We start from the raw sequence: 26,130 nt of genomic DNA on the forward strand, positions 1-26,130 counted from the left end.
TTCCGATTTCATTAGAAGTGGGGAACTGTTTTGATCTGCTCGATTTTAGAGAGACTATCCTGAATCTCCTGATCATCGGGAAACTGTTGTTTCAAAATCAGATAGTTCTCTTCTGCATGCGAAAGCATGTTATAGAACAACTGCAATTTTGCCAGTTGCTTTCGGACTTCTGAATCATCCGGATCATACTCGTGTGCACGTCCCAGAAGCCTGAGTGCTTTCCCGGGAACTCCCTCCGACTGATAAATTGCTGCCAGTTTTAATAGGGAATCTCGTGTTTCTGAATCCCACCGCTGATTTTGAAATTCGGGTGACCTGCTCTGCCCTTCAAAGAGTTTATTAAAGAACTGTTCCTGTTGAATCATAGTCACCAGGGTCGACGCATCCTCGTGCTCAGTATCACTGATTTTCTTTAGCCCGGACAGAGCCTGATCAGGATGGCCATTAACCAAATACAGCCTCGCCTGTAAAATACGAGCACTATCCTTGTCTTGTTCTGTTGCCACTTCAGATTCCAGAATTTTCTGTACATACTTCATCGCATGCTCATATCGCGCCAGTTTCCAGTAATTCCCGGCGATTACAAGATCTTTATCGGGCTCAGCGTCCTTCTGCCCCTGGTCAGAATCTTTTTTCTGCTCCAACATCTTTTGGGCATATTCATAACCTCGCTGAATATTACCTCGATGCAGTTTGGAATTTGGCATTAAAGAAGCTTTCCGAAATTCATCCAATGCAATTTCATACTGCTTAATCCCGACATACGCCCACCCCTGCAAGCAAACGATGCGAACATCATTGATCTGTTTTTTCTGTAGTTCCTGAATCAGTTCAATAGCTTCTTGATATTTCTGTGCTGCCTGCAATTGTTCAAGATACCCTATCTGACAGGAGAACTGGTCGGGGTTTTTCTCATAAGCCCGTCGGGCAATTTCCATGGACTCCTCTTCACGCCAGTACTGATGGCGCACTGTTCCTTCATAGTTTGGCTGGACTTCAATCACCATCACCCCTTTCTCTGCATATACGGGGGTCAGCCGATAAACCGGATCAGAATCGAGTAAATACCATTTAAACGCTCCGACATAATTACGATCATAACACACCAGATACTTCGCTGAGAAAGACTGAATCTGTTGATGAAGTTCTTCAGCATTAAACAACTCCAGGTGGGCTAATTGCTGAAATCGATGTGCGCTGATCGCCGTATCAGTCCGCCTGGTCAAAACCCGAGCTGCGGGATCCGAATGTTTCTGAATCCAGTTTCCGGCTGCAACGAAATTACAGAAATTATGCCCGGGAAATTCGGTCTCGTAGAACGAGTCTCCCATTGAAATCATTTTCTGATTTGCATCAACCAGCCTCAGATCGGTACTGATCTGTGTGATTCCCAATATGAAACATCCGAGAATCAGAGCCCCGGCCAGAACCCGTTTCCCCCAAACAACGAACGGCGTTGCTCTGGCTCCCAGTGCAGATATTCCAGATGGCAAGTATGCCAGGAGAACAGGAATGAGCGGCAGTGTGAACCGTAATTGTAACCACGGCCAGACCGAAAGTATGAAAAAGGTAAGCAGCAGGTAATAAAAACTGACAGCCCCCCCTCTGCTCCATTTTTTCAGCATTCCATACACCGCTACAGAAATGATAATCAGACTTACCAGTAGATAAATTAACTGGGACCCCGGCAGTACAAAGTTGTCATTCAATACCACACGTTCGTATTCAGGAAGTTCGCCCGGCATCCCCGGAAAGATTTTCTGACATAATCCCTCGAAGTGAGTTAACACTCGATTGACCATACTCACCATCATTCCGAGGACCCCAACCTTTTTGAATTCATCCATCAGCACAGATGAATAACTCACCGATTGACGCGCGCTGTTACGCAACATCCAGGCTCCAGTCACAGCCAGCGAACAGAATACGCTGATCAGATAAGGCCAGCGTTTTCGACTGGTGATTGACCACAGCCCTATAGCCAGGACCAGACTGATTCCAATTGTTCTCAGTAACGGCAGAAATATCAGCAGGCATGTCATGAGAAACAGCTGTTGCTTCGATATCGTTTCTGAATCACGGGCAATCAGATACAACACCGCCAGAGTGCAGGCAATGAATGGAACTTCAGTCATCATCAGCGTGGAATACAGCAATATATACGGATTAGAGGCGATGAGGAGTGTCAGCAGAAGCTGAGGCCAATGGAATCGCTTCCCTTGCTTGAGATCAGAATCTGAAATCGAGTCTTCTAATCGACACATCAGACCATAAAACAAAACCAGCATGAAGACAGCGGTAATCACGACCGTTATTTTTGCCATAATGACATCGTAAGGCGCAATCAGAGCTGCGGGTATGAGCAGCAGAGACATCCCCGGAGGACGTAATGTAAAGAATGGCTCTTCAGGAGAATATATTTGCCGGTATTCAAGATCATTGATCAGACCCCGAGCCATGATAACGTAGTCTGCACTATCGGGATTATACATCAAGATTTCACTCAGCCGGGCGCTGCAAAGAACTGTAAATAGAATCAGAATGATCACTATCAGGTAGTGGGATATATTCTGTTTGAGATGAAGAGATGGCTGCATCACGATACCGTTTGCCTGTTTGATATTGAATTAATTGTGATTGACATTTTTCAAATATCTATGAACTGGGAATACTCTCACTGGCCAGAAGAGAAAGCCATATTATTGAATTTCATATGCATGGAGACTACATCTGCACTACCAGCAGGTAACCTCCATACCTGAGCACCAATGGGGCACATTTATCTAATATTTTTTAAAAGAACCCCGATCATTATATTCGAATAGATTAAATACTCGGCAGGTCCCATCGCGTATCCGTATCCTGATACGACCAGCGACATCGAAGGATCGTCGTTTAGATCGTGTGTCGGAGTAACGAATCGTAGCATTAAGACAACAAAAAATGCGATATACATCAATGCAGGTAATTTATAACCTCGCCCAGAGGGGATTTCCATGTTCTGATTAGCCGCAGGATGTGACATACCGGGTCTGATAATAATCCTTAATTATTTCATATGAGCTAATTTTCTGTATTAAGTGATTAGCATCTATGCAAAATATGTACCTCTGAAGGAAAATATCGAATAGTCATAGAAATCAGATCAACGTGGAGACTTCTTACCATATTGTAAAACAACCAATACTAAAGATTCAGATTCTGGTCTTCGATACATGATGATTTAATGTTTTCTATTCAAGGGAGAATTTCCGATAGAATCACTGGATGGGGTTGAGACAGAAAGAGATTTTGGTAGACGGAACAAGAATTGCTAATCGAACCTGACTGGACTTAATTTCGATATCCCTGCAGCCGCTGTCAAACTCAGCAGTTGTTAAGAACACATTCAGGAACCAGGTCAGTATCGTGCAAGAATCTCTGAGCACAACCACAGTCTACCCAGCTAGAAATGAACTTGAAGTTTCTACAAATCTCAATCTCCGTTGCGGGTTGATTCTGTCACTGATCATCGTTTTTCTTCTCGTCCTCTTTCAACCTGCAATAATTTACTCTGGGGATGCGATCAGCGTTCGCTATTCAACCACAGAGCTGATCAATTCGGGTCACCTTGATGTTGATCAATCGATTGCTCAGAACTTTGGTGAACGAGGACAATACTTTTTTGAAAATGAAGCGCAAGGAGAGTGGTATCCCAAATATGGAATCCTTAATACGTTTTTATATATACCTCCACTGCTGTTAGAACGCAGTCTGGAAGGACCACTCGTCGAGGTCCAGAAAATGACTGTGCACGAGCGAAAAAGCAGAGTTTTCTATTTGAATCTTTATAACATTCTGATCTCACTGTTGATCGCCGCTTACTTGTATTTAATTGCATTGAATTTTAACCACTCAGCAAAAGTAGCGGCAATCTATGTCCTTGCCTGTCTTTTCGGAACCTTCGTCTGGAATTATCTCAGAGCACAAACTTTTGAGATTTTCCAGCTTTGCTTCTTTCTGGGATTGTATTACAGCCTGCTCAGATTCAAACATTGGAAACTGACGGGGAATCTCAAAAGTTCACGTACTCATTTTGTATTGATCCTGGTTTTCTGCAGTCTTCTTGTACTGGAAAAACTGGTCTTTATACTGCTTGTTCCCGTTACTTTATTATGGATTCTCTGGGCGGATATCTTATCTCAACCAGATCAGCAACAAAGTTTTCGAGTACGTTTTTTCTATGCTTTTAAACATTACCTGGCTGCGTTCGCCATTTTTCTGACATGTCTCCTTACCCTGGTCTGCCTGGCTAACTGGTACCGTTTTGGCGCACCGTTCACGACTGGTTATGCGCAATGGGAACAGGAAAAACATTTTCTCTCAGGTAATCCATTCAATGGGATGTATGGATATCTGTTTAACAGTCAAAAAAGCATCTTTCTGTATTTCCCATTATTGTTTTTTTCCCTGTTTAAATTCAGAAGTTTTCTGAAACAATACACTTTTGAGTTTTCATTTGTATTAATCGTCTTTCTTGTCTTTTACATCACTAATTCCTGTTTCATCAACTGGAGAGGCGATTGGTGCTACGGACCACGCTATCTGCTGTTTATTCTGCCTCTGCTGAGCCTCCCCGTACTCTGTCTTCTAGACCATCCCTCTACGCAATTCAATTTGATATTGAAAGGCTTTCTCTATCTGACACTACTGGTCAGCACCTGCTGCCAGATGAGTGTCAATATGCTGACTTTCAGTGCTCCGTTCAACGCCATCGAGTACTTCAAGGGAGCACATAATGAAAACGTCAATACTTATTTCAAATCACCGTTCTGGACGATCAATTTTGACCTTTTGAAACACAAACTGGGAAAAAGTATCTTTCCTCCCCTCAAGGAGATCAGGCCAGCGTTGACAGATAATTCGTTTCAAAAACATATTTCGGGAGTGAATTCGCTTTGTGAATTAAATTTATACTTCCTGGATCAAAATCAAATAAATCATCGTCAATAGGCTCCCCCCCGTTAAAACTACAAATCTCTCTGCGAGAATCGAAACGAGATCTGGCATCATTCTTGCTAATTCAGAGTGGTAATGAAATTTCTCAATACACCCCGGTATATCGACCCGTTCAGGTTCGTAACGAGATTTTTATAGATGTTAACAAACGGATACACTTTGTATGAACTCGTTAATCCCTTCAAGAGATCGTTTATTGCAGGAAAGAACTCCATTATATTGCCCAGTTTGCAAAAGCCTAAAGCAATATCTCCGGTGATGGGGAATTAGTCTGATGAATTTCTCATACCCTCATTGATTACAGGGTATAAAAAGTTCCCTGAAAAATGGCTCGCACCCTCCATTAGAAGTTTTATTCCCGTTTACTGTGAAGAGAGGCTTATTGAGAACCAGCTGGCATGAATATCCATTTCCCACTGATTATCATAGTTTGTTCAATTCTGATTGCAGTATTTTGTAAGCGATTGACTACAAGATTTGTAAAAACTTTCTGGTTCTTATTGCGCAAATTATCTCATAGTGTGGTAGGAGGAGTTTTGCTTTTTGCAGGCCTCACTTTTCTAATGGAATTATTTTTGGGGTTATATATTCATTCTCCTTACCCGATTATTCACGATGAATATGCTTATTTACTTTCGGCTGATACATTTGCTTCAGGCAGACTAACTAATCCGACACATCCTTTATGGGAACACTTTGAAAGTTTTCATATTATCCAGCAGCCCTCATATCAATCGAAATATCCTCCTGCGCAGGGAGCCTTTCTTGCTGTCGGGCAAGTTCTATTTGACTTACCAATTGTCGGTTCCTGGATAGCATTGGCTGCGGCCAACGGGGCTATCTTTTGGATGCTTTGTGGTTGGGTGCCTAGAAGATGGGCCGTGTATGGTGGATTTTTAGCGACTCTGAATTCTTCTTTTTTGATTACGTGGGGGCAATGTTATTGGGGAGGACAAGTTGCCTTATTAGGAGGTGCGCTCTTGTTTGGAGCGTACCCGCGCTTAAAGAAAAAACCACGAGTTAATACATCAGTCATTTTGGCTCTCGGATTAGCGATACTCGCTAATAGTCGACCATATGAAGGGCTTTTAGCCGCTTTGCCAATTGCTATTGCGCTTTTGTGTTGGCTGTTCGGTAAACAGAAACCAGGCTGGTCAGTTGCTGTTTCTAGAATAATAGCCCCCATGTTTGTGATCTTATTTTTCACTTTTTTATGGATGGGGTATTACAATTATCGCGTGACAGGAAATCCATTGACATTTCCTTATAAGGTATGGGTTGATCAATACTATTCTAAAACATTCGACAGTCTCATATTTTCGGTTAATAAAGAAACTTCCGGACAACAACCCGTTCGAACAATTTATAGTTATGATTTGGATGATAACCAACCAGAACCCAAATTTGCGCTTCAATCTAAACCATTTCAAGTTAAGTTATGGGTCAAATTATGGAGATTTATTTTATATTATTCAGGATCTTATGCGGTCGTATTGATATGTTTCTTCGGTATCTGTGCTTTTTTTAGGAATCGTGAGAATTTATTTGTTCTTCTAATCTCGCTTCTGGTCATTACGGCTACCGTTTCTCAAGGTACAAGAGGGCATCCACATTACATTGCCCCAATTGGATGTTTATTGATTTTGTTGCAAATCGAATGCTTAAGATATGTCTATCAATGGAAAAGAAATTTGCGTCTTGTTGGACAATTGTTGCCAATTACCGTACTGATTTTATCAACCCTGACAACAATCATGTCATTTGCCGACTATAGGAAACCTGCCTCAGGATCGTCCAGGTATAGTTGGGCTTTGGTTAGACAACAGATTTCGAAAAAACTCGACAGCGTTGAAGGAAAACACCTGATACTGGTGAAATATAATCGAGATCACATCCATCATGACGAATGGGTCTATAACGAAGCAGATATAGACAATTCGAAAGTCGTTTGGGCACGAATTTTAGAGCCGAAAAAAAATACAGATTTGATTAGTTATTTTAAAGATCGTTCGATTTGGCTTATTGAGGCTGATAATCCAAAAATCAGATTGATACCATTTCGTCGAAAACAAAAATGAAGAATCTAGATTTGCAATCAGGATATTTAGTACCTTAGTTTTAGAAGTCACAATGTCATGGATATGATTTCCTTAGATGAAAAATCAGAAATAAAAGATCAACTCAGTTCGGTCTCAGATCCATTTACTGTGATTGTGCCTTGTTATAACGAACTGCAGGCACTGCCTGATGCCATTGTGGAATTGGAAAGAATTCTAGTTGTTTTTGGGCCACATGAACTGATTGTGATTGATGATGGTTCAACTGATGGTACGAGTGCCGCACTACAGTCCCTGCAGGAACATCATCCGGAAATCACTATTTTGAAGCACGAGACCAATCAGGGGTATGGCGCGTCTCTAAAAACCGGCGTGCGACATGCTAATTATGATTACATCGTCATTACTGATGCCGATGGAACTTACCCCAATGATCGCATTGGGGATTTATTAGCGTTCATGAAAGATTACGACATGGTCGTGGGGTCAAGGACAGGTGAAAATGTAGAGTATTCTACGCTTCGTAAAATCCCAAAGTATTTTTTAAAGCATTATGCATCGTGGATTGCTGGTCGAAACATTCCCGATTTGAATTCCGGTTTGCGCGTCTTTAAACGCAGCTTAGCTGAGAAGTTTCTGAGTGTCTTGCCCGATGGATTCAGTTTTACAACGACAATCACAATGGCACATCTGACAAATAAATACAGCGTGTATTATGAACCAATCAATTACTCTCGCAGAATAGGTAAATCAAAAATTCAACCTATTCGAGACACGCTTCGTTTTTTGCAATTGATTATTCGCTTGGGGGTTTACTTTGCGCCTCTTAAAGTTTTTGGCCCTTTTGCAGCAGTTCAAGTGATCGCTTTCATGATCTCGGTTACTTACGACGTCTTCATTTTGCAGAATATCACTGATAAAACCATCATGCTGTTAATGTTTAGTATGAACACCACTTTTTTTGCACTTTTGGCAGATATGATTGATAAGAGAAGTCAAAACTAAACCACATCTTAATAAGCTAATAAAGGTGATAGAATAAGCGAGGAAATAGACCTGTATGTCGACTGATTCTAATACTGATAATTCAGATCAAGTGACCAGAAAGCTTCCTCTGGAGGCGGAGCATCTTGCAGCACTCTCGCGTATGCAATCACTTACCCCGTACTATCAATGGTCAATCGAATTGGTGGCTCCCTGGCTGGGAAAAAGAATATTAGATGCGGGGTGTGGAATTGGGAATGCAACGGAACAACTCAGTGCGTATGCAGAATATGTACTTGCGGTTGACTTAAGCCCTGAAAATATGAAGGTTCTTCAACATCGTTTCGCGGACGATCCTCATATAGAATGTGCGCAGCTTGATCTTGATGATAATATGGAAGAAATCGCGTGCAGGAACATTGATTCCATTGTCTGTTTTGACGTTTTAGAACACGTTGAAGACGATCAGGCCCTCTTAAATCAATTTCTCAAAATGGTACAACCGGGCGGGTATTTATTGATAAAAGTACCAGCCGGCCGCTGGCTTTATGGCAGCGTTGATATCGCATCAGCTCATTTTAGACGCTATGTAAAGTCAGAGTTAAAACAAAAGGCGATTCAATCTGGATGGCAGATCATAAATATTCATTACATGAATATTTTTGGTGTTATTCCTTATTTTATCAAAAGCAGAATTTTGAAAAACAAGCTAATTTTTCTCGCACCATGTCAACACGTCAACTAGCAAGAATTAAACGAATGATCCCCATCCTTAAAAAAATTGATCGATTCGTGGGGCCTCCGATAGGACTATCATTAATCATGGTTGCACAAAAGCCTTCCGCATAGGTTCAATCTGTTTTTAACTTCTGTAAGTCGAAGTAGATTCAAGTGCAAATTACCAGTTTAATTTATAACAAGAGTGTAAGATATGTGATGCTGATTATCGTGAGCCTGGTCACGAATCTCGGGCTTGCATTTGGGCTATTTTATCTAGGAGTTTCTGAGTCGGCCTCATTTGCAGTCGCGTTGACAGTGACTTATTTTCTTAATTTTTCTGGATGTCGCTGGTTTGTTTTTTCATCAACCGATGTACCTGTGACAACTCAATTTATTCAATTCGCAATTACAAATGGTTCGTTTCGGCTTCTTGAATATTCGAGTTTATTAGTACTTAGCACCCTTGAATTTTCTAATTATTACATGCGAGTATTATTAGTACTTGGAACTTCTTTTGTGATTAAATTTTTTGTTTATGGTAAATTCGTATTCCGTAATGTCGGGAAATCTTGATGATATTTTTGAGATGCCCCTTGGTAAGAAGCTTCTACTGAAAATGTTGTGTAGTTGATTTTTGTAATTTTACAGTTTTGCTCTTATGCTCTCATCTTCATCTAACGAAGAGTTCTAAAATGGAAGAACAAAGATTCTCGCAACCAGAGGACAGTCAGTTCGCGAACACAGATCATGCAACTCGCGATCGTGCGTTATTTGACCAAATAGCGGAAAAGTATTGCCGCAAAGATTTATTGCCTGCAACTCAACATGCTCGCAGGCATCGGCTTTTCCAGACGTTGAAATCAGTCCAGATGCCTCCCCATGCTGATGTCTTAGAAGTGGGTTGTGGAGCAGGATTTGCGGCAAAATACCTGGAAGGACGCATTGGCAGTTATTGTGGCGTAGATTACTCAGAAAATCTAATTCACTACGCACGTGCCCATAACTCAGGTCCAGAGATCGAATTCGTAGCAGCCAATATAAAAGACTTCCAGCCGGGAAAATCGTTTGATTTGATATTCGCTATCGGGCTTTTGCACCATTTCGATGATCTTGACTCGATGCTAGAGAGTACCGTTCAACTACTTAATCCCGGAGGATGGTTCATTGCTAATGAACCACAACCAGGTAATCCACTTATATCTCTTGCTAGACGGGTTCGTAAACGGATTGATTCGCATTATTCATCAGAACAGAAGGAATTGACAGCGAAATCACTTCGGAGTGCCTGCGAACGAGCAAAATTGAGTTCAGTGCAGATTGTTCCACAGGGTCTGTTCTCTACTCCATTTGCTGAGGTGCCTCTCCATCCGCAATGGCTGTTTACTCCCGTTTCAATTCTCGCATGTTTTACTGATAAAATTGTGGAACGATTACCTGAGAAAGCATTTCATAGTTTAAGCTGGAATCTCGTCGTCGCTGGTCAAAGACAGGAGCATTAAGCTTAATACTATTGCTTTGTTTTTCAAACCTGCCCCAGTTGTCATGAAGATTCTTAGTGTCTTTTTGACAAGGAGAACTTTTGATGAACAAGCGAAGATAACGTCACAGCACCGAACAGATCATCCGCAAGGTGAGTGATGTGAATGCGATGCTGAATGCCGCAAAGATCTGGCTTCCGTCCTGCAAAATCTCGAGGTCAGCAGACGATTTATCCACGTTGGCGAGATCAGTCTGGTAGGATGATGTTGGAAGAGGTAACATGTATTAAGCAGGTCAGTTCCATTTCAAGGCTGCTCTGAAAGGTAGCTCACTTACTCTTCAACTCAAAGTTGATCGTATTGGGACCGTCTTTAGTCACAGTCGCTTTGAGGGTCGTAGTCTCATTGTACTTTTCAGGCAACATCTCAGGACCGGCTACTTCCGCGCCCCCTTCTGTCTTGCTGATACGAACTATGTGATCGCCGAGAATCGCGCCTGCCGTGTCATTGTTGTACATCAGCGAGTACTTCCCTTCTTCATCAGTGGCAGCAGTGGAAGCGCGAGACTGTTTTTTTTGCTGGGCTCCCTGAGGATAAAAATCGATGATCGCATCCGGCACAGGCTTTCCATCTAAAGTGACCTGCCCTGTCACTTCTGCCAGATCGGGTAAATCGTCACTTTTTCCGGAACAACCCGTCAGTATTAATGACAACATCAGCAGGCAAATTAATCGATAAACAACAGGGAACTGAAATTGAATCGAGAACATGGATTGAACTTTCGGCGCTGAATTTAAATGACGAACGCACCAAAGCTTCGACGTGGTGCGTTCGACGGAAACAGTCAGATTGTAAAACGGCTAACGGGCTTAAAACTCCGGTAAGATTTCTCCACCTTTGATGGAGACTAAAGCCTGAACGACAGCGATGCGGTCCACGTTTTCACTCAGGAAACGAACTCCACCGTCGGCCAATAGCATTTGACAGCCTCCTTCGTGGTGACTACCGACTCCCCAGGCATAAGGTTTATCGTAGCCCGGATGGTTTTTATTGATCCCATAGGAGACAGGCAGTAATACATTCGTATGTCGGTAGGAATTCCAGAACGGACCATACGAAGCACTTGTCAGCAACATCGAGGCTTCCATGATCATCATCGTATTACTGGTTCCATCTTTGATGTCAGCAATTCTTGCAGATCCATTGAACCCCAAAGTCCCCTTCAGAGAACTGGTATTATTGCCATATGATGCGACCAGACTGTACTCAGTTGTGTATCCCACATGCCCATAACTGGATTTCTGGTAATCACCATATTTCGTGGGATTAGGATCAGAGGGACACAGAAAGACCGGAAAGTTATTCTTGGCAACTGTCAGTTGTCCCGAACCGGCAAACGTGGGGCCGACGGAACCACAATAACTTCCATCTGAGCGTGCGACATGATTTGAAGAGGACTTCGTGAAATCATATTGATTATAGAGATTTGCCAGGTCCATGTACGGCAGCAATAACTGGTAAAACGAATGATTCATCAATAACGGGGAAGTCCCGGCTGGCAAGTCCAGCACTCGTTCGCAATAACAACTTCCTGGTGCAATCGCAGCAGGAGGAAATACCCGATGGGAATCATGATAATTGTGTAATGCGAGTCCAATCTGCTTCAGATTATTCTTACAGGAACTACGACGGGCGGCCTCTCTCGCCTGTTGAACGGCTGGTAATAACAGAGCAATTAAGATCGCAATGATCGCGATCACCACCAAAAGTTCAATGAGTGTAAAACCTCGTTTCTGTTTTTCTCGATAACGCATAAAGACCATACTCCAGTTAATAGTAGATAAATAATATGAAAAAACAGTGAAGAGAAAGCGGCTTTTCTATTCGTCCCTGCCTGAGTCGAATAAATAAAGAAATGACTCCATTGGGAATTTGAAGTGTTAAAATACAACCTCCTCCACACCCTTATTGGCAAATCGTGCACCAATGCAGAAAATTTTTTATCCTTCCCTGAACGGATAGATTTTGGGCTTTCAAAAAACCTTTTATCTAAGGCGAAACGGCCATGCCAGATGCATTGCTGCTCATACCAGATTCCAGGCTCCACTCTGCGAATGCGCATGCAACAGGTAAATCTGCATGAAAATGAGGCAGCGACTGCTGAAGAACAAGTCGTTGCTGAATCCATCATGCGATCAGAATTACTTGTTCACGTGAGATTTTGAGGAGACGAAATGACTGAGATTTCTTGTCACACAGAAAGAAGAGCCTTAGTACTGAGACAACCACTGGCTTAAGGGATATCCGCTGGCTTTGCCTGAATGAGATGCAAATACGGCTGCGCTTCAGGCCAGGACCTGACTTCCGCCAGTTTTGAGGCGGGAACCTGAATGGATGTGAAGAAATCGATCGAAATCTGATCATCAAACTTCCCTTCCAGATAGCCAAAGGGAATATTCTCAGCTTCCGACTCAGCGGTTCCGTTTTTCACTCGGGGTGGTATGAACAGATTCCAGAACTTTTGTGGATCTTCTTCTGTCAGCAACGCGGTAAACCGCTGTCTTACTTTCTCGCTGGCTGGTGAGTCATCCAGATTTCGATAAACCAGAATCGCCTGGTAGGCCAGCATCTGATTCCAGTATCTTTCGGTGACAACATAGTGAGAAAAATGCAATCGGTCATTAAACCCCAGATAGAGCGGATTATAGGGTGAGTCTGGTAGTGACTTGCCGGCTGCCAGCAGGTCCTGCATTTTTCGAGCATCTTTATGCTGAATGGCATACACGAAATGCATGCCACTGAAAGGAGTGGCCCAACCATGCTCCCGTACGGTATCTTTCAGATGAATGACCACATCTCCATAGCGGGGAGAACCATTCGGCGGTCCAACACTCGCAAAAACCGCATCGAATGCGCCATACAGCAGATTCTCCACCGCGGGAGTCGTATGCGACAGGTCATCTTTTTTAATTTCATCTTCCACCCGTAGTGAGACCAGCGCTTTTTGTTTGAGAACGTCCCGCAGATTCTTCAGATACAGTCGATTTACAATCGGTGCCGGTTTGTTTTCAATTGCTTTCAGTAGTTTTTGTTCTTCTACAGTCAAAGGAGACAGAAACAGCTCGAATTCTGCCATCGTACAGCGGGAACTGATCTCCAGCCATTTACTGAGCTTGGCGGCATCCAGTGTTCGATGAAAAGGTAGAACATTAATAGCCGCCCGACGGGTCGTCGCCAGGGGATGCCCCGCCTGCTGGGCTGGTTTGACCTCAGGTGCTTCAGTCACAGTTTGTGCAACGCTCACTGCACAAAATAAGGATAGCGTACTGATTACGATGAAAACTCGAAATAACATATTACTGGCTCAACTTGATTAGAAAAATGTCGTTACTGCCCTGGCTCTTCAGCACATGCCCCTGATATTGAGTGGTCGGTGAGAACGCCCCGGATACAAAGCAGTTTTGATTTTTATCAACGGCGATGGCATAACTCAAATCGCTCTTATCACCGCCCAGTATTTCCAGCCAGTCAGGCTTTCCGTCTGGAGCAAAACGGGCGATAAACAAATCTCGGCCTCCCAGTTTAGTATGATGTTTTCCCAGGAAATGAACGTCGTTGGAAAATTCTCCTGTGACATAACAGTTACCTGCCTGATCTGCTGCAATCCCCAGTCCGTAGTCAGTTTTTTCTCCCCCCCCGGTATAGGCCCAGGCGGGAGAACCATCTGCATTAATCCGTGCTACGAAGATATCATGGCCGCCCTTACTAGTCAGAGTCGTTTTGCCAAAGGTCGCTTTATTTTTAAACATTCCCGTCAGATAACAGTTGCCCTGATGATCGACGGCAACTCCTGTACTCAAGCCGTTTGCCTGTCCGCCTGAATTCGCAGTCCAGACCAGTTTTCCCGCAGGCGACAGTTTGGCCAGAAAAATATCCTGCACTGTGGTGTCTGTCCCCACCTGTTGTCCGTCGAACTCCAGCAGTCCTGTAATATAACCGCAAACGTAACAGTTTCCGTTGGTATCGACGGCAATCTGATGTCCACTCTGACTGCGACCATTGCCAGCCAATTGACTCCAGATCAACATTCCGTCCGCATCGTAACGGGCCACAAACAGCGAACGTCCTTTTTTGTTTCCCGTTTGCGATGTGCCCAACGTGACATCCCCGGCAAAGGATCCCGCCACATAGCAGTCTCCCTCAGGTGTCACAGCGATCCCATGTCCGTAGTCATAGCCCTTTCCTCCGGCGCTCTCGGCCCAGAGCAATTTTCCCTGTGGATCATACTTGGCGATGAAATAGTCGTAGTCTCCCTGGTTCTTCAGAGTCTTGTCACCGATCTGAAACGTCGGACTCTGAAAATGACCTGTGACGTAAGAGTTCCCCGCCTGATCAACGGCAACTCCATACCCCCGGTCAATGTCTTTCCCTCCCGCGGTCTGAACCCAGAGCAGTTTGCCCGCAGGATCATATTTGGCGAGGACGAAATCCATATTTCCCTGGCTGGTTACAGTCTGATCAGCAAACTGGGCAGTCTCAGTGAATTCACCCGTCACATAACAGTTCCCCTCCTGGTCGACGGCCATACCACGAATCTTGTCGTGCTTCTTTCCCCCCGCCTGCTGTACCCAGAGGATTTCACGCTTAACAGATACCCCCTGCTTTTCTCCAGCGAACGCGTGATTTGATAAGGTGACAGACCCTGTCATACTCAGCAGAAAAAGAAGCAAAAGCAGGTGAGACCGGGAAGATAACGACTTCATAACAGACTTTCTTTGAAACAGTACATCCAGACAATACAGCAACGGTAAACACAGCGACGGTAAACTTATCATGACAATAATGTCCCTCCAGATACAGAAACAGACTGGAAAAATTATTTTCTTAGCATATTTAACAATCTAGTATAAATCACCTTGTGACAACAGAAAAGAAAACTTACCCTATACATAAGTAAATTCTAATATGAAATCAGCTGATTTAGAGTTGATACAGAACAGGGAGTTGATATATGCGATACTCAGTGACGGCTATCTCACTGATCCTGCTGACAATCTTCCAGAATCCTCTTAATGCGGAATCAGCCCCAGTTGTCATCGATTACCAGACACAGATCAAACCACTCCTGAAATCAAACTGTTTTGCCTGTCATGGCAGTTTAAAACAGGAATCCGCATTAAGACTTGATGCCGGCAAGTTGATTCTCAAAGGTGGAGAAATTGGTCCTGCCATCGTCTCTGGAAAACCAGAGGAAAGCCTGCTGTATCAGGTACTCACCCCGGAGGCAGATTTCCAGATGCCCCCCGAGGGACTGGGACGGCGACTCAAACCAGACGAAGTCCAATTGATTAAAAACTGGATCGCGCAAGGTGCCAAGTATCCCACCGGAGACCAGCCGGAAGCCGATCCTGCAGAGCATTGGGCCTTTCAACCCGTCATTCGTCCTGATCTCCCTGCAGTCAAAACGAAATCTCTAAACCCGATTGATGCTTTTATCGCCTCGCGACTTGAACAGTCGAAAGTGATCCCGCAGCCACAAGCGGACAAGATAACTCTATTGCGGAGAGTCTACCTTGACTTGATTGGGCTTCCCCCGACTCCCGCTGAGTTGGATGCCTATCTCAGTGACGCGCGACCAGATGCCTGGAACCGGGTAATTGAAGATCTGCTCGCTCGACCACAATATGGCGAACGCTGGGGACGCCACTGGATGGATGTCTGGCGTTACAGTGACTGGTACGGGCGTCGCGGCGCCAAAGACATGACCAACAGTTATTCGCTGACCTGGCGCTGGCGCGACTGGATTATCCGGTCAATCAACGAGGACAAAGGCTATGACCGCATGATTCTCGAAATGCTGGCGGCGGATGAAATTGCTCCCAATGATCGTGAGAATCTGGTTGCCACCGGTTTTATTGTACGCAATTTCTACCGCTGGAATTATCACACCTGGTTGAAAGACAACGTCGAACATACAGGCAAGGCATTTCTCGGCCTGACGATGAACTGCTGCGAGTGCCATGACCATAAGTATGATCCAATCACACAAAATGAATACTTTGCCTTTCGTTCTTTTTTTGAACCAGTTGATCTCCGCCATGATCGTGTTCCGGGTGAAGCTGATCCCGGAATTTTCCCAGATTACAAACTCAGTGTCCGCAATGGCCCGATTCGCACTGGTATGGTTCGCATCTATGACAGACACCTGGATGCGAAAGCGAAGTTTTACACTGGTGGTCTGGAACAGAATGTAGTCAAAGATAAGCCGCCAGTAGAAGCATCTGCCATCGCCTTTCTGGGAGGAGACAAGCTTGATTTCAAGCCGGTCCAACTCCCTCCCACTGCCTGGTACCCCGGCTTGAAACCTTTCGTCATTCAAGAAGAGACACAGAAACGAGAGACTGCATATCAGAGCGCACTCAAAAACTGGGAACAGCAGAAGACACAGCTGAAACAGGAGATCAAACAGCACGAATCTGCGCTGGCAAATGTACTGTCAGCCAGACCAGAGAATACTGCAACCGCGGAAAATGATCCGACTCGCCTATCTTCATCCGTGAATAACCAGCAGGCGCTGCAGCTCAATGCCGAACAGGGACGCCGGACGCTCTCTTATGAAATCACAGACTGGAAAGCCTTTGATTCCGAAATTCAGATTCGTTTTCAACTCCGAATTCTGAAAGATGCCCATGTCAATTTTCAATTGTCCAACGATTTAACCGGCGGCAGAACCAATCTCTACGTAGCCTTTGAAGCGGGTAAAATCATTGCCTATGTCCCGGGCACAACGAATCCTACAACTGTCGGTGCTTATAAAAATGATTCCAGTGATCTTGAATTCAATATTACCCTCCATCTCAAACCGGATCAGGACCTTGCCCAGTTATCGATCCATGGAGCTGAGACGAATGATCCAATTCTCAAAGAGACAACGATAGCTTTGAATGGCTGGAATCCGGCGCTTCAGGCGAATCGGGGACTCTTCCTCGATGCCCATCAGGGGAGTATTGCGGAATTTGATCAGATTTTATTTTTGAACCAGAATAAGCAGGAACTGCTTCACTGTGATTTTGAGTTCCCGGCTTATCAGTCAGGCGAAGATCTCCCCGGAATCGCCAACTGGCAGCTCACACGATTCAGTACCGGCCCTGCCACATCACAGGTCATCCTCAAATCCACATTGACAGAAGCAGATCATAAATGGCAACAGCAGGTCAAAGCAAATCAGCTGAAACGTGATATAACCAAGGCAACACAGATCGAATTACAACTTAAACTACAGGCAGCTGAAGCCGAGAAAACTGAGTATTCCGCACGCGTCCGCGCCGCGACCGCACGATACATCGAAAAAGCCAAGAATGCAGGATCCCTCGAACAGGTTGCCTCACAGGCAGAATGGCAGGCAAAGCTGATCCGGGCGCAATCAAATCTGAAATCAGCCGATCTCGCATTACTGCAGGTTAAAACACTGCCTGATTCAGACCAGGAACGTGCGAAGAAACTTTCAGCCGCGCAAACACAGGTCACTCAGAGCCGAGCGCAACTGAAGACTGCACAAAAACCCGTCGAATCAACTTCAACCAAGTACACGGCTCTCAGTCGGATCTTTCCCGAAGAGAGTACCGGAAAACGAACTGCACTCGCCCGTTGGATTACCAGTCGCGCTAATCCGTTAACCGCGCGGGTTGCCGTGAATCACATCTGGATGAGACACTTTGGAAAGCCGCTGGTCAATTCGGTATATAACTTTGGTCGCAGCGGGGCAGAACCAACTCATCCTGAATTGATCAACTGGCTGGCCACGGAGTTCATGGATCATAACTGGAGCATCAAGCACCTGCATCGTGTGATTCTCACCAGTGAAACCTATCAACGCAGTTCGAAAGGCGTACCCGCAGAACATTCGAATCTCACCCATGACCAGGATAATATTCTGCTCTGGAAATTTCCGACCAACCGCATGGAAGCAGAAGTCGTGCGAGACAGCATCTTTTATCTTGCCGGTGATCTTGACCCGACCATGTATGGCCAGGAACTCGAACAGGATCAGGGACTGATCACCAACCGCCGCAGCCTGTATTATTCGCATCATGGCGAGGCTAAAATGGAATTTCTGGAACTGTTTGACGGCGCCAGTGCAACAGACTGTTATCAACGGACTACAACCGTGATGCCACAACAGGCACTGGCGTTAACTAACAGCAAGCTTGCCGTGCAAAAGGGTCGGATGATCGCCGAGCAACTCTGGTCTCAATCAGCTTCCGATCAGTCTACGGATCAAAAGCGGGACACATTCATCAACAGCGCGTTCAGACTTGTATTATCCCGCCCGGCCAGTGAGAAGGAACTGACTACAGCTGTTACATTTCTGTCACGCCAGCAAGCACTCTATCCACCTGAAAAGACAAAATCTGAGTCCACTGATACAAAACGTGATTATTCGCAACCAGCAGTCTCCCCTGCAGCTCGTGCACGAGAAAGCCTGGTGCACGCGTTATTAAGTCATAATGATTTTGTCACGATCCGCTAATTTCCAGAACGATCAGAAACAGCAGATAACAGGAATAGTTTCATGCAACATTTCATCACACCGCAATGCAAACAGATTCATCGTCGTTCTTTCCTGTCCGATCTGGGTTTTGGTGCAACGGGTATGGCATTAAGCAGTCTGCTCGGACAGGAATCACAGGCTGCAAATAAATCTGCTCCGACTGCGGGACCTCACTTCACTCCTAAAGCAAAATCGGTAATCTGGGTTTTCCTCTCAGGTGGTTACAGCCAGATGGAAACATTCGACCCGAAACCTGAGTTAAATAAATACGCCGGCAAAACCTTTTCAGACACGATTTACCCCGACCCCTTCAAAGACCCACTCTATCAGAAACGCGCCCGCTCGGTCGTACAGGTGAAACGTGAGCATTCCCAGATCATGCCCATGCAAGTTGGATATCGCAAACAGGGGGATTCTGGAATAGAGATCACTGACTGGTGGCCGCACCTGGCGACCTGCGTCGATGATATCTCTTTTGTACGTTCCATGTACACAACCGACAACGACCACGCGGCTGAGTTTCAGATCCACCATGGTCGGCACAAACTGGATCAGAAAGAGCCAGTCGTCGGTTCCTGGCTTACCTATGGACTGGGCAGTCTCAACAAGAATCTGCCCGAATATGTTTTTCTCGGTTCCTACACCGATACGCGCGTGAAAGAAAACTTCAATCCCGATTATCTCGGGCCCCAATATATGGGCGTGGAACTCTCACTCGATCCGAAAAACCCTCTTCCTTTTGGCACGCGCCCGGAATCAATCCTGAAACAGGAGCAGGCTAACCAGTACCAGTTCATTAATGAACTCAATCATCTGGCTGCGGTAGAATATCCGACTGATGAAAAACTACGCGCCCGCATCAATTCCTACGAACTTGCATTCCGCATGCAGAACTCAGTTCCCGAAGCACTGGAACTGACAGAGGAAACGCAGGAGACACAACAACTGTATGGCATCGATGAAAAAGAAACCTCTGTTTATGGACGTCGCTTATTGGCTGCCCGGCGCCTGGCGGAACGGGGGGTCCGTTTTACACAGGTTTATTTAAGCGGGTACGGAGAATGGGATTCCCACCAGAACCTCAAGGAAAACCATACGCGTTCCTGTAAACGTGTTGATAAACCGATTGCCGGACTCTTGAAAGACCTTAAACGCCGTGGCATGTGGGAAGACACGGTCGTCGTTTTCTGCACCGAATTTGGACGAACACCGGCTGTGGAAGCGCGCGGTAACACAAAAATGCCCAGTGGACGTGATCATCACCCGCACGGCTTTACCGTCTGGTTTGCCGGGGCAGGTATCAAACAGGGCTACGTACACGGTGCCACCGATGAGCTCGGCTTTCATGCAGTAGAATCACCCCACTATGTGACTGACATTCATGCAACTTTGTACCACTTGCTGGGACTCGATCCGCAGCGGCTGGATATCCCTGGTCGCAAGCGTCTGGAAATTGATCACGGTCAGCCGATTCTGGATATTGTCACGTGAGCTGTCACGCCACTCAGCTGGTAAATCGATCAATCACATTACGGGAGATTTTCGAAATATCCTTGTCCACCAGCATCGAAGTGATCCAGCAGATCGATCCGACCGAAAAGACCTCTCCCCCAGATGGCGTTTGATAGTGCACCATATCCGCGCCTCCCTCATCAGGATTGATGCCTTGTGCCAACAGTTGCACATTCGCTGGGGAACTGGGCGAAATCTTGTCGGTCTCATGCCCTGAAGCACCGCCAGGGATCCGCATGTGCTGACTCTCTGTCCCAAACAGATCATCATTTTTCAACTTCGTTCCCTCAAAACACCAGTGCTGCTCATCCACGACGCGATAGGGTGCCCCTGTCATGATTCCGGCGAAGGAAAAGACGACCCCCAGCAAATTCGCTTCGGATTCCTGCCGTGCATGATAGCGGCTTTCGTACTTTGACTCCTTTTCTGGAATAGGGGGATCCATGGCGACACCACACCAGCTGGTGCAGTCGGTGTTGTGATAGACAACCCGTTCTTCATCCAGAAATTCCACTTCACAATTTAAACCGTTTCCTCCCAGATAAATCAACCGTCCTCCCGATTCAAATACCCAGGATTTCAATCGTTCGTACATCTGCTTAGACCAGTATTCCGGATGCGAGCTGAGAATCAATACTTCATATTCATTCAATGGAAGCTGATCAAAATGAAACTGTGTTTCGCTGTAATAGTCGTACTCCAGTCCCTGCTCTTCCATCCATCCCAGCAGCCTCCACTCAGAATGCAGCATACCACATCCCATCCTACTGTAAATAGGATCGCGGAGCTGTTCTTCCAGATCAATGTGCAGATAAGGTTGAGGGCGTTCGAGTGATAAGGGAGGATAATCCTCAACATAATATGCTCCAAAAGAAGGTTTCAGATACCGACGTAATTCCTGTCGGCTGTTGACGACAGGCGTGGGGGGGAGTCCTTCTGGATTCAAGTAGTTACTGCGTCCGCCAAAATTATTATAAGCGTTCCAGGTCAAATCACTGGCGAGGATCGCGATTTTTGACTGTGGGGTGCGGGGAGACACAACCCAGGGAAATGTAAACTGCTGGCCGGACTGATTGCTGAGATGAAACATATACAAGCCAGACCTGTCAGGCGCTGTCACAGATTGCCTTTGTGTGACGGTACGATAACCGACATTATTCCAGTCCACGCCATTCTGAGTGTAATCGCCATCCGGTGTGATCTGTAAATTCGCCAGGGGGGCATGGTCATCAAACGTACCGATCCGCCGAATGTACTCTTTTTCTTTGCCATAACGCCAGAGTTCGAGTTGATACTCCGATGTAGAATGCACCCGGAATTCAGAATCATCCCCACTCTGAATACAGCGAGGCCAGACAAACCCGAACAGCTTTTTTGAGAGCAGCCGGAAATGATGAACCCGTCCCTGTTCTACATTGAGTTGCACCCGTTTCGCACAATAGTCTCGATGCTGCAGAATGACTTCGTAGTCGCCCGGTGGTAAATCTGCGATAACCGCGCCGGAGGCTGTTGAACGAGTACTGCTGAACTGCCCTTCAGATTGAAACTCCACAACCACATCATATAATGCGCGATAATCTTCGTCGCTGACATATCCAATTAACATCCCTTGTTCCTGCAAAATAAAGCGTTGTGAGAGGTGTCCTGTTTCGAATCGGAAGTATTTTCACGTGTCGTCAAGAAGGGTGGGCCACATACTCTTTGGCGATTTTGACCGCTAACCCGCCGCCCTCATAGTAGCCCATCGAAATCTCAGCGACATGCGTTAGCAGATCATAGGCGCGCCAGCGGTTCCAGCCATAGTCCGCTTCCATCCATAAGATCAGTTGCGCAAATGCGTCTGCTGTCGCCCGCTCCATCGGTGTGCCACTGGAGACGGTGATGAGTTCATCCGATGATTCAATGCGGGGCCCGGAGATCATTTTCTGCTTGATCAATTCAATCGTCAGTGTCGTTTGCGCCGCCATCTCCAGACCGGTCGCAGACAGTTCTCCCTGTCCCATCGCCGCGTGCGCATCTCCCAGGTACAGCAGAGCTCCCGATACAAATCCCGGCAGATACAGAGTATTCCCCTCAGTCACCTCCCGGACATCCATATTGCCACCATGCGGTCCCGCGGGCATCGTACTGGGCATTCCATAAGCGGGTGTCGTGCCGATGCACCCCAGCATGGGCTGATAAGGAATTTTGATCTCATCACTCCAGTAGACGAAACCATCACGTATCGGACAGACATGAGCACCACTCGGAACATCAGTTCCCAACCACTGGCAAAGCTGTTTCGGGTTACCGGTATAAGTCGCACATTGCCCGTCCCGGGACTCAATCGTTTCGATTTTGATCGACAGTGTATCACCCGGTTCCGCCTGCTTGATGAAAATCGGACCTGTCAGTGGATTACTGAATGGGACTGTTGATTTATCACGCAGATCGTCCGCTTTGCGAATCTGACCGGATAACGCATCCTCTGATTCCACCCGGATTGTTTCGCCGGATGAGATTCTGACACAAGGTTCCTGAAAGCGATTGAATTCATAGTTCAATGAACCCAGGGAGATCTGTTGCATTTGAGAATTCCTGTGTACGCCCCGAGAGATATTTAAAAATGCTTCAATCGAGTTGGGATTGCAGCCATTTGATGACAATTTCTTCCAGAGAGGTGGTTTTCCCGTCTGTTCTTTCAACGAGAGTCAGGTCCTGTCCCCGCACCAGTTTTCGTGTCAATGAATCAGTTTCCGGATCGGAATGACTGGCGTCGAAAACATCAGGATGAAATACGACACAGTCCCAGCCCCCTGCTCCAAAATTCAGAGAATAGTTCATCGTCCACATCAGGCTGTGAATCAACTCTTCCTGACTGTTGGCTTTTGCAGTCGGCGGAATGGCCAGTAGCACCAGATCCGGTTTATTGGGACGCACGAGTGCTTTGGCATCGGTTTCAATCTGCCGACGTGACTTGCCTGCCGTCTGCCAGGTCGTTACTTCCAGCTTCACATCAGGGGCGACTTTTTCAAACGCAGTTTGAATCAGATGGTCCAGCGGAGGCATGGCGATCACTTTGACAGATTTTTTTGCTTTGACGAGTGACTGTGTACGGGGCAATGCCTGTGTTAACGGAGCAACATCGGCCAACGAAACCGTTTCCCCGGAAATGGATTCCGCCATCAGTTCCGCTAATTTTTTGTGGCCTGCCATATTCGGATGAATTTCATCACTCATCATTAATCGCCAGGTTAATGCACCCTGATCCCTCACTGCGTTCAACTTCTGATAGTTGTCACACAGTGGGACCTGCAAGACATCACATACCTCGCGAACGACATCGCAGTACTGCACCAGTTTGTCAACTGGGCGTCCCGACGTGGAGACGATAGAGTTAGGCGTACACAATAATACTTCGGCTCCGGCAGCACGACATTGCTTCACGATCGACTTGAGATTTTCCCGGTATTGATCCAGGGGAACACGTGTCATGTCATTCAAACCAAACATGACCGTTACCAGATCCGGCTGATGTTTTAAGACGCCCCGCTCGATCCGCGCTAACGCATTGACTGTTGTATGACCACTGATCCCTGCATTGATCATTTTGGGATTTGCTTCGGGAAATGTTTTTTCTAATGCAATCCCCAGCATATCGGTATAGGCACGACGACTGCCCGTGTGATAGTACACTCCTGTGACACTGTCACCAAAACAGACAATTTTTGCTGGCTTTCCCGTTTTGAGTTTAGCAACCGTCTTGGGAAACACTGACTGTGTCGCAACAGATTTTTCAGTTTTCTGGAACCAGTCGGGCGGCACATCCAGTGTCCAGACTTCGCTGTTCAATGGCTGTGCGTGCCCTCCCGCCAGCCAGATTTTATCCTGAAATACAAACGCCGAATGTTCGTGGCGTGCTTTCCAGACATGATCCGACTTTAACTGCTGCCAGTGTTTGCCATCTTGAGAATACCAGGCATCGTTTTTATTGGCTGCGGGATTGTTTGACCAGCCTCCAATCACCCAGATTCGATCACGATAGACAACCGTAGAAAACCAGAGACGTTCATGCCAGGGCGCTTGAGCTGTTTCCTGCTTCCAGTGCACCCCGTCTTCTGAACTCCAGACATCGTTCGTCGCATGGTATTCCGGAGTATAATTTCCGCCACCAAACACATACATTTTACCGTTTAAAACAGCCGCCTGATGATACGCGCGGGGAGACCAGCCAGCATCGGCAGTTTCCCGCTTCCAGGTTTTCCCATCCGCCGAACTCCAGACATCATTTTTAAGACTCTTCTGATCACCAAAATAATAGTTTTCCGTCCCCCCCAGTAACCACAGTCGATCCTTAAAAACGACCAGTCCGGCAGCCAGGCGAGGCGTCCACTCCGCATGCGAAGTTACCTGATCCCACTGCTTGCCATCGACAGAAGACCAGACCTGATTTCCTGCTGAATGTCCTTTCAGACGGCCATTGTACCAGCCCCCCATCAGCCACATTCTGTCTTTGAAGACGACCGTCATTGGCAGATCACTGTGAATCCACGGAGCTTCTTTAGTAACCAGATTCCAGGTTTTTCCGTCAGCAGAATTCCAGACATCACGAGGCGGTGCTTCATACGAATTCAACCAGCCACCAAAAATCCAGAGCTGATCTTTAAAAACCAGTTCTCCCTGAGAATCACGCGGTTGCCAACCCGCTTTTTCTGTGACCTGTACCCAGTCCAGTTTCGGTTCGTCCGCAAAACTGAAATTTGTAAACAGAAGTAATAAAAACAGGAACAGGCAATTTGGACGAATCATAATGGCTCCAGGTTCTGGCTTTTCGGGTGGGAGAGTGAGCGGTCAGAGGAATCATAAGTGCCACAGAAGTAATCTGTTACATCTACGATACCCGTTCGCTTTGCCAGTATGCAAGTGCGAGCTGTCTGTCTTTATGCAGTTCAGGAATTTATTTATGAAGCGTAACGCGATCCGACCAGCGTGCTGTCCGGAAGAGTCAGAAGCTGTTGAGCGAAGTATCGCTTAAAACTGATGCCCCGGTTGGGGACCGTTCTGTGTCAGCGTCAAAATTTCCGGCCCCTCTTCGGTCATCAGAATCGTATGCTCGAACTGGGCGGAAAGCTTGCCGTCTTTCGTGCGAACAGTCCAGCCATCATTGCGATCTTCGACTGTTTTCCAGTTGCCGGCATTTAACATCGGCTCGATGGTAAAACACATCCCCGGCAGTAACAAATCGCGTTCGGATCCCGAGACAGGATAATGGGGTATTCCCGGATCAGTATGGAACTCACGTCCGATGCCATGCCCCTGGTATTGACGGACGACTCCAAACCCCAATTCCGTTGCATAATTGTAGATGACTTCACCAATTTCGATCACGCTGGATTCAGGATGAAGCGTATTAATGGCAAGAAACAGAGAATCAAAAGTAACCTGCACCAGTTTGCGGGCTTCTTCAGAAACTTTCCCTACCAGAAAGGTTTCAGATTGATCGCCGTACCAGCCATCGACGATGCTGGTAATGTCAACATTGACAATATCACCTTCTTTAAGAACAGTATCATCGGGAATTCCGTGACAGACTACTTCATTAATGCTGATACAGCAACTCTTCGGGAAGCCCATATATCCCAATGTAGCCGGTGTGTGTCCATGAGATACAGTGTACTCATGGACGATCGTATTGATCTCATCTGTGGTAATACCAGGTTTGACGTATGAACGCAGATGATCCATCAGGCTGGCGTTAAACCGGGATGCGATTCTTAATCGTTCCCATTCGTATGATTTATAGATGATTTGATTTCCGGACAAAATAACCGCCTCTATGTCAGATGTCAGT

General features: G+C 46.1%; 16 protein-coding genes. 7 read left to right on the top strand and 9 right to left on the bottom strand.

Features of this window, described 5'->3' with window-relative positions; translation table 11 throughout:
* Window positions 1-11: 11 nt before the first annotated feature.
* On the bottom strand, window positions 12-2,492 hold the full coding sequence (locus tag Pan161_RS16090) for a hypothetical protein (RefSeq protein WP_145228616.1): 2,481 nt from the start codon (window positions 2,490-2,492) through the stop codon (window positions 12-14).
* Window positions 2,493-3,408: 916 nt separating this feature from the next.
* On the opposite strand from Pan161_RS16090, the gene Pan161_RS16095 reads away from it, so the two are divergent.
* The 5 genes from Pan161_RS16095 to Pan161_RS16120 all read left to right on the top strand — a co-directional run bounded on the left by Pan161_RS16095 (window position 3,409) and on the right by Pan161_RS16120 (window position 10,258).
* On the top strand, window positions 3,409-4,992 hold the full coding sequence (locus tag Pan161_RS16095) for a hypothetical protein (RefSeq protein ID WP_145228617.1): 1,584 nt from the start codon (window positions 3,409-3,411) through the stop codon (window positions 4,990-4,992).
* A 404-nt stretch (window positions 4,993-5,396) separates the two neighbouring features.
* Window positions 5,397-7,076 carry a hypothetical protein gene (locus Pan161_RS16100; protein WP_145228618.1) on the top strand — a complete coding sequence of 560 codons (1,680 nt, stop codon included), beginning with the start codon at window positions 5,397-5,399 and terminating at the stop codon, window positions 7,074-7,076.
* A gap of 57 nt (window positions 7,077-7,133) precedes the next feature.
* Window positions 7,134-8,060, top strand: coding sequence for a glycosyltransferase family 2 protein (locus Pan161_RS16105; RefSeq protein ID WP_197995339.1), 927 nt, complete (start codon window positions 7,134-7,136; stop codon window positions 8,058-8,060).
* 55 nt (window positions 8,061-8,115) lie between these two features.
* Complete coding sequence (locus tag Pan161_RS16110) at window positions 8,116-8,784, top strand: class I SAM-dependent methyltransferase (protein WP_145228619.1); 669 nt, start codon at window positions 8,116-8,118, stop codon at window positions 8,782-8,784.
* Window positions 8,785-9,451: 667 nt separating this feature from the next.
* Complete coding sequence (locus Pan161_RS16120) at window positions 9,452-10,258, top strand: class I SAM-dependent methyltransferase (protein WP_145228621.1); 807 nt, start codon at window positions 9,452-9,454, stop codon at window positions 10,256-10,258.
* Window positions 10,259-10,566: 308 nt separating this feature from the next.
* Here Pan161_RS16120 and Pan161_RS16125 read toward each other — a convergent pair whose 3' ends face one another.
* The 4 genes from Pan161_RS16125 to Pan161_RS16140 all read right to left on the bottom strand — a co-directional run bounded on the left by Pan161_RS16125 (window position 10,567) and on the right by Pan161_RS16140 (window position 15,000).
* On the bottom strand, window positions 10,567-11,007 hold the full coding sequence (locus tag Pan161_RS16125) for a hypothetical protein (protein WP_197995340.1): 441 nt from the start codon (window positions 11,005-11,007) through the stop codon (window positions 10,567-10,569).
* Between the two features lie 99 nt (window positions 11,008-11,106).
* The gene (locus Pan161_RS16130; RefSeq protein ID WP_145228622.1) at window positions 11,107-12,051 is read right to left on the bottom strand and encodes a DUF1559 domain-containing protein; all 945 of its coding nucleotides are present in this window, start codon (window positions 12,049-12,051) and stop codon (window positions 11,107-11,109) included.
* 479 nt (window positions 12,052-12,530) lie between these two features.
* Entirely contained in the window at window positions 12,531-13,523 is a 993-nt protein-coding gene (locus Pan161_RS16135; RefSeq protein WP_145228623.1) for a hypothetical protein, read from the bottom strand.
* Between the two features lie 70 nt (window positions 13,524-13,593).
* Window positions 13,594-15,000: an SBBP repeat-containing protein gene (locus Pan161_RS16140; RefSeq protein WP_197995341.1), complete on the bottom strand. Its 1,407-nt coding sequence runs from the start codon at window positions 14,998-15,000 to the stop codon at window positions 13,594-13,596.
* 248 nt (window positions 15,001-15,248) lie between these two features.
* Between Pan161_RS16140 and Pan161_RS16145 the strand changes: the two genes are divergently transcribed.
* Window positions 15,249-18,767: a PSD1 and planctomycete cytochrome C domain-containing protein gene (locus Pan161_RS16145; RefSeq protein ID WP_145228625.1), complete on the top strand. Its 3,519-nt coding sequence runs from the start codon at window positions 15,249-15,251 to the stop codon at window positions 18,765-18,767.
* A gap of 42 nt (window positions 18,768-18,809) precedes the next feature.
* A complete protein-coding gene (locus Pan161_RS16150) occupies window positions 18,810-20,279 on the top strand; it encodes a DUF1501 domain-containing protein (RefSeq protein ID WP_145228626.1) in 1,470 nt (489 codons plus the stop codon).
* A gap of 13 nt (window positions 20,280-20,292) precedes the next feature.
* Here the strand turns inward: Pan161_RS16150 and Pan161_RS16155 are convergent, their stop codons facing one another.
* The 4 genes from Pan161_RS16155 to map form a co-directional block, all read right to left on the bottom strand.
* Window positions 20,293-21,906, bottom strand: coding sequence for a carboxypeptidase-like regulatory domain-containing protein (locus Pan161_RS16155; protein WP_145228627.1), 1,614 nt, complete (start codon window positions 21,904-21,906; stop codon window positions 20,293-20,295).
* A 70-nt stretch (window positions 21,907-21,976) separates the two neighbouring features.
* Window positions 21,977-22,867, bottom strand: a complete 891-nt coding sequence (locus Pan161_RS16160; protein ID WP_145228628.1) for an acetamidase/formamidase family protein — start codon at window positions 22,865-22,867, stop codon at window positions 21,977-21,979.
* 43 nt (window positions 22,868-22,910) lie between these two features.
* Window positions 22,911-25,088, bottom strand: a complete 2,178-nt coding sequence (locus Pan161_RS16165) for a GDSL-type esterase/lipase family protein (protein ID WP_145228629.1) — start codon at window positions 25,086-25,088, stop codon at window positions 22,911-22,913.
* A 222-nt stretch (window positions 25,089-25,310) separates the two neighbouring features.
* The gene (gene map, locus Pan161_RS16170) at window positions 25,311-26,102 is read right to left on the bottom strand and encodes a type I methionyl aminopeptidase (RefSeq protein WP_145228630.1); all 792 of its coding nucleotides are present in this window, start codon (window positions 26,100-26,102) and stop codon (window positions 25,311-25,313) included.
* Window positions 26,103-26,130: the final 28 nt, after the last annotated feature.

Origin of the sequence: Gimesia algae (genome assembly GCF_007746795.1) — a bacterium.
In the GTDB taxonomy this organism is placed as follows: domain Bacteria; phylum Planctomycetota; class Planctomycetia; order Planctomycetales; family Planctomycetaceae; genus Gimesia; species Gimesia algae.

Bases quoted from the DNA above. Each gene is read 5' to 3' on its own strand.
- Pan161_RS16150 (WP_145228626.1), top strand. From the start codon at position 18,810: ATGCAACATTTCATCACACCGCAATGCAAACAGATTCATCGTCGTTCT.
- Pan161_RS16125 (WP_197995340.1), bottom strand. From the start codon at position 11,007: ATGTTCTCGATTCAATTTCAGTTCCCTGTTGTTTATCGATTAATTTGC.
- Pan161_RS16140 (WP_197995341.1), bottom strand. From the start codon at position 15,000: ATGAAGTCGTTATCTTCCCGGTCTCACCTGCTTTTGCTTCTTTTTCTG.
- Pan161_RS16145 (WP_145228625.1), top strand. From the start codon at position 15,249: ATGCGATACTCAGTGACGGCTATCTCACTGATCCTGCTGACAATCTTC.
- Pan161_RS16105 (WP_197995339.1), top strand. From the start codon at position 7,134: ATGGATATGATTTCCTTAGATGAAAAATCAGAAATAAAAGATCAACTC.
- Pan161_RS16100 (WP_145228618.1), top strand. From the start codon at position 5,397: ATGAATATCCATTTCCCACTGATTATCATAGTTTGTTCAATTCTGATT.
- Pan161_RS16155 (WP_145228627.1), bottom strand. From the start codon at position 21,906: ATGTTAATTGGATATGTCAGCGACGAAGATTATCGCGCATTATATGAT.
- Pan161_RS16130 (WP_145228622.1), bottom strand. From the start codon at position 12,051: ATGCGTTATCGAGAAAAACAGAAACGAGGTTTTACACTCATTGAACTT.
- Pan161_RS16165 (WP_145228629.1), bottom strand. From the start codon at position 25,088: ATGATTCGTCCAAATTGCCTGTTCCTGTTTTTATTACTTCTGTTTACA.
- Pan161_RS16110 (WP_145228619.1), top strand. From the start codon at position 8,116: ATGTCGACTGATTCTAATACTGATAATTCAGATCAAGTGACCAGAAAG.
- Pan161_RS16160 (WP_145228628.1), bottom strand. From the start codon at position 22,867: ATGCAACAGATCTCCCTGGGTTCATTGAACTATGAATTCAATCGCTTT.
- Pan161_RS16090 (WP_145228616.1), bottom strand. From the start codon at position 2,492: ATGTATAATCCCGATAGTGCAGACTACGTTATCATGGCTCGGGGTCTG.
- Pan161_RS16120 (WP_145228621.1), top strand. From the start codon at position 9,452: ATGGAAGAACAAAGATTCTCGCAACCAGAGGACAGTCAGTTCGCGAAC.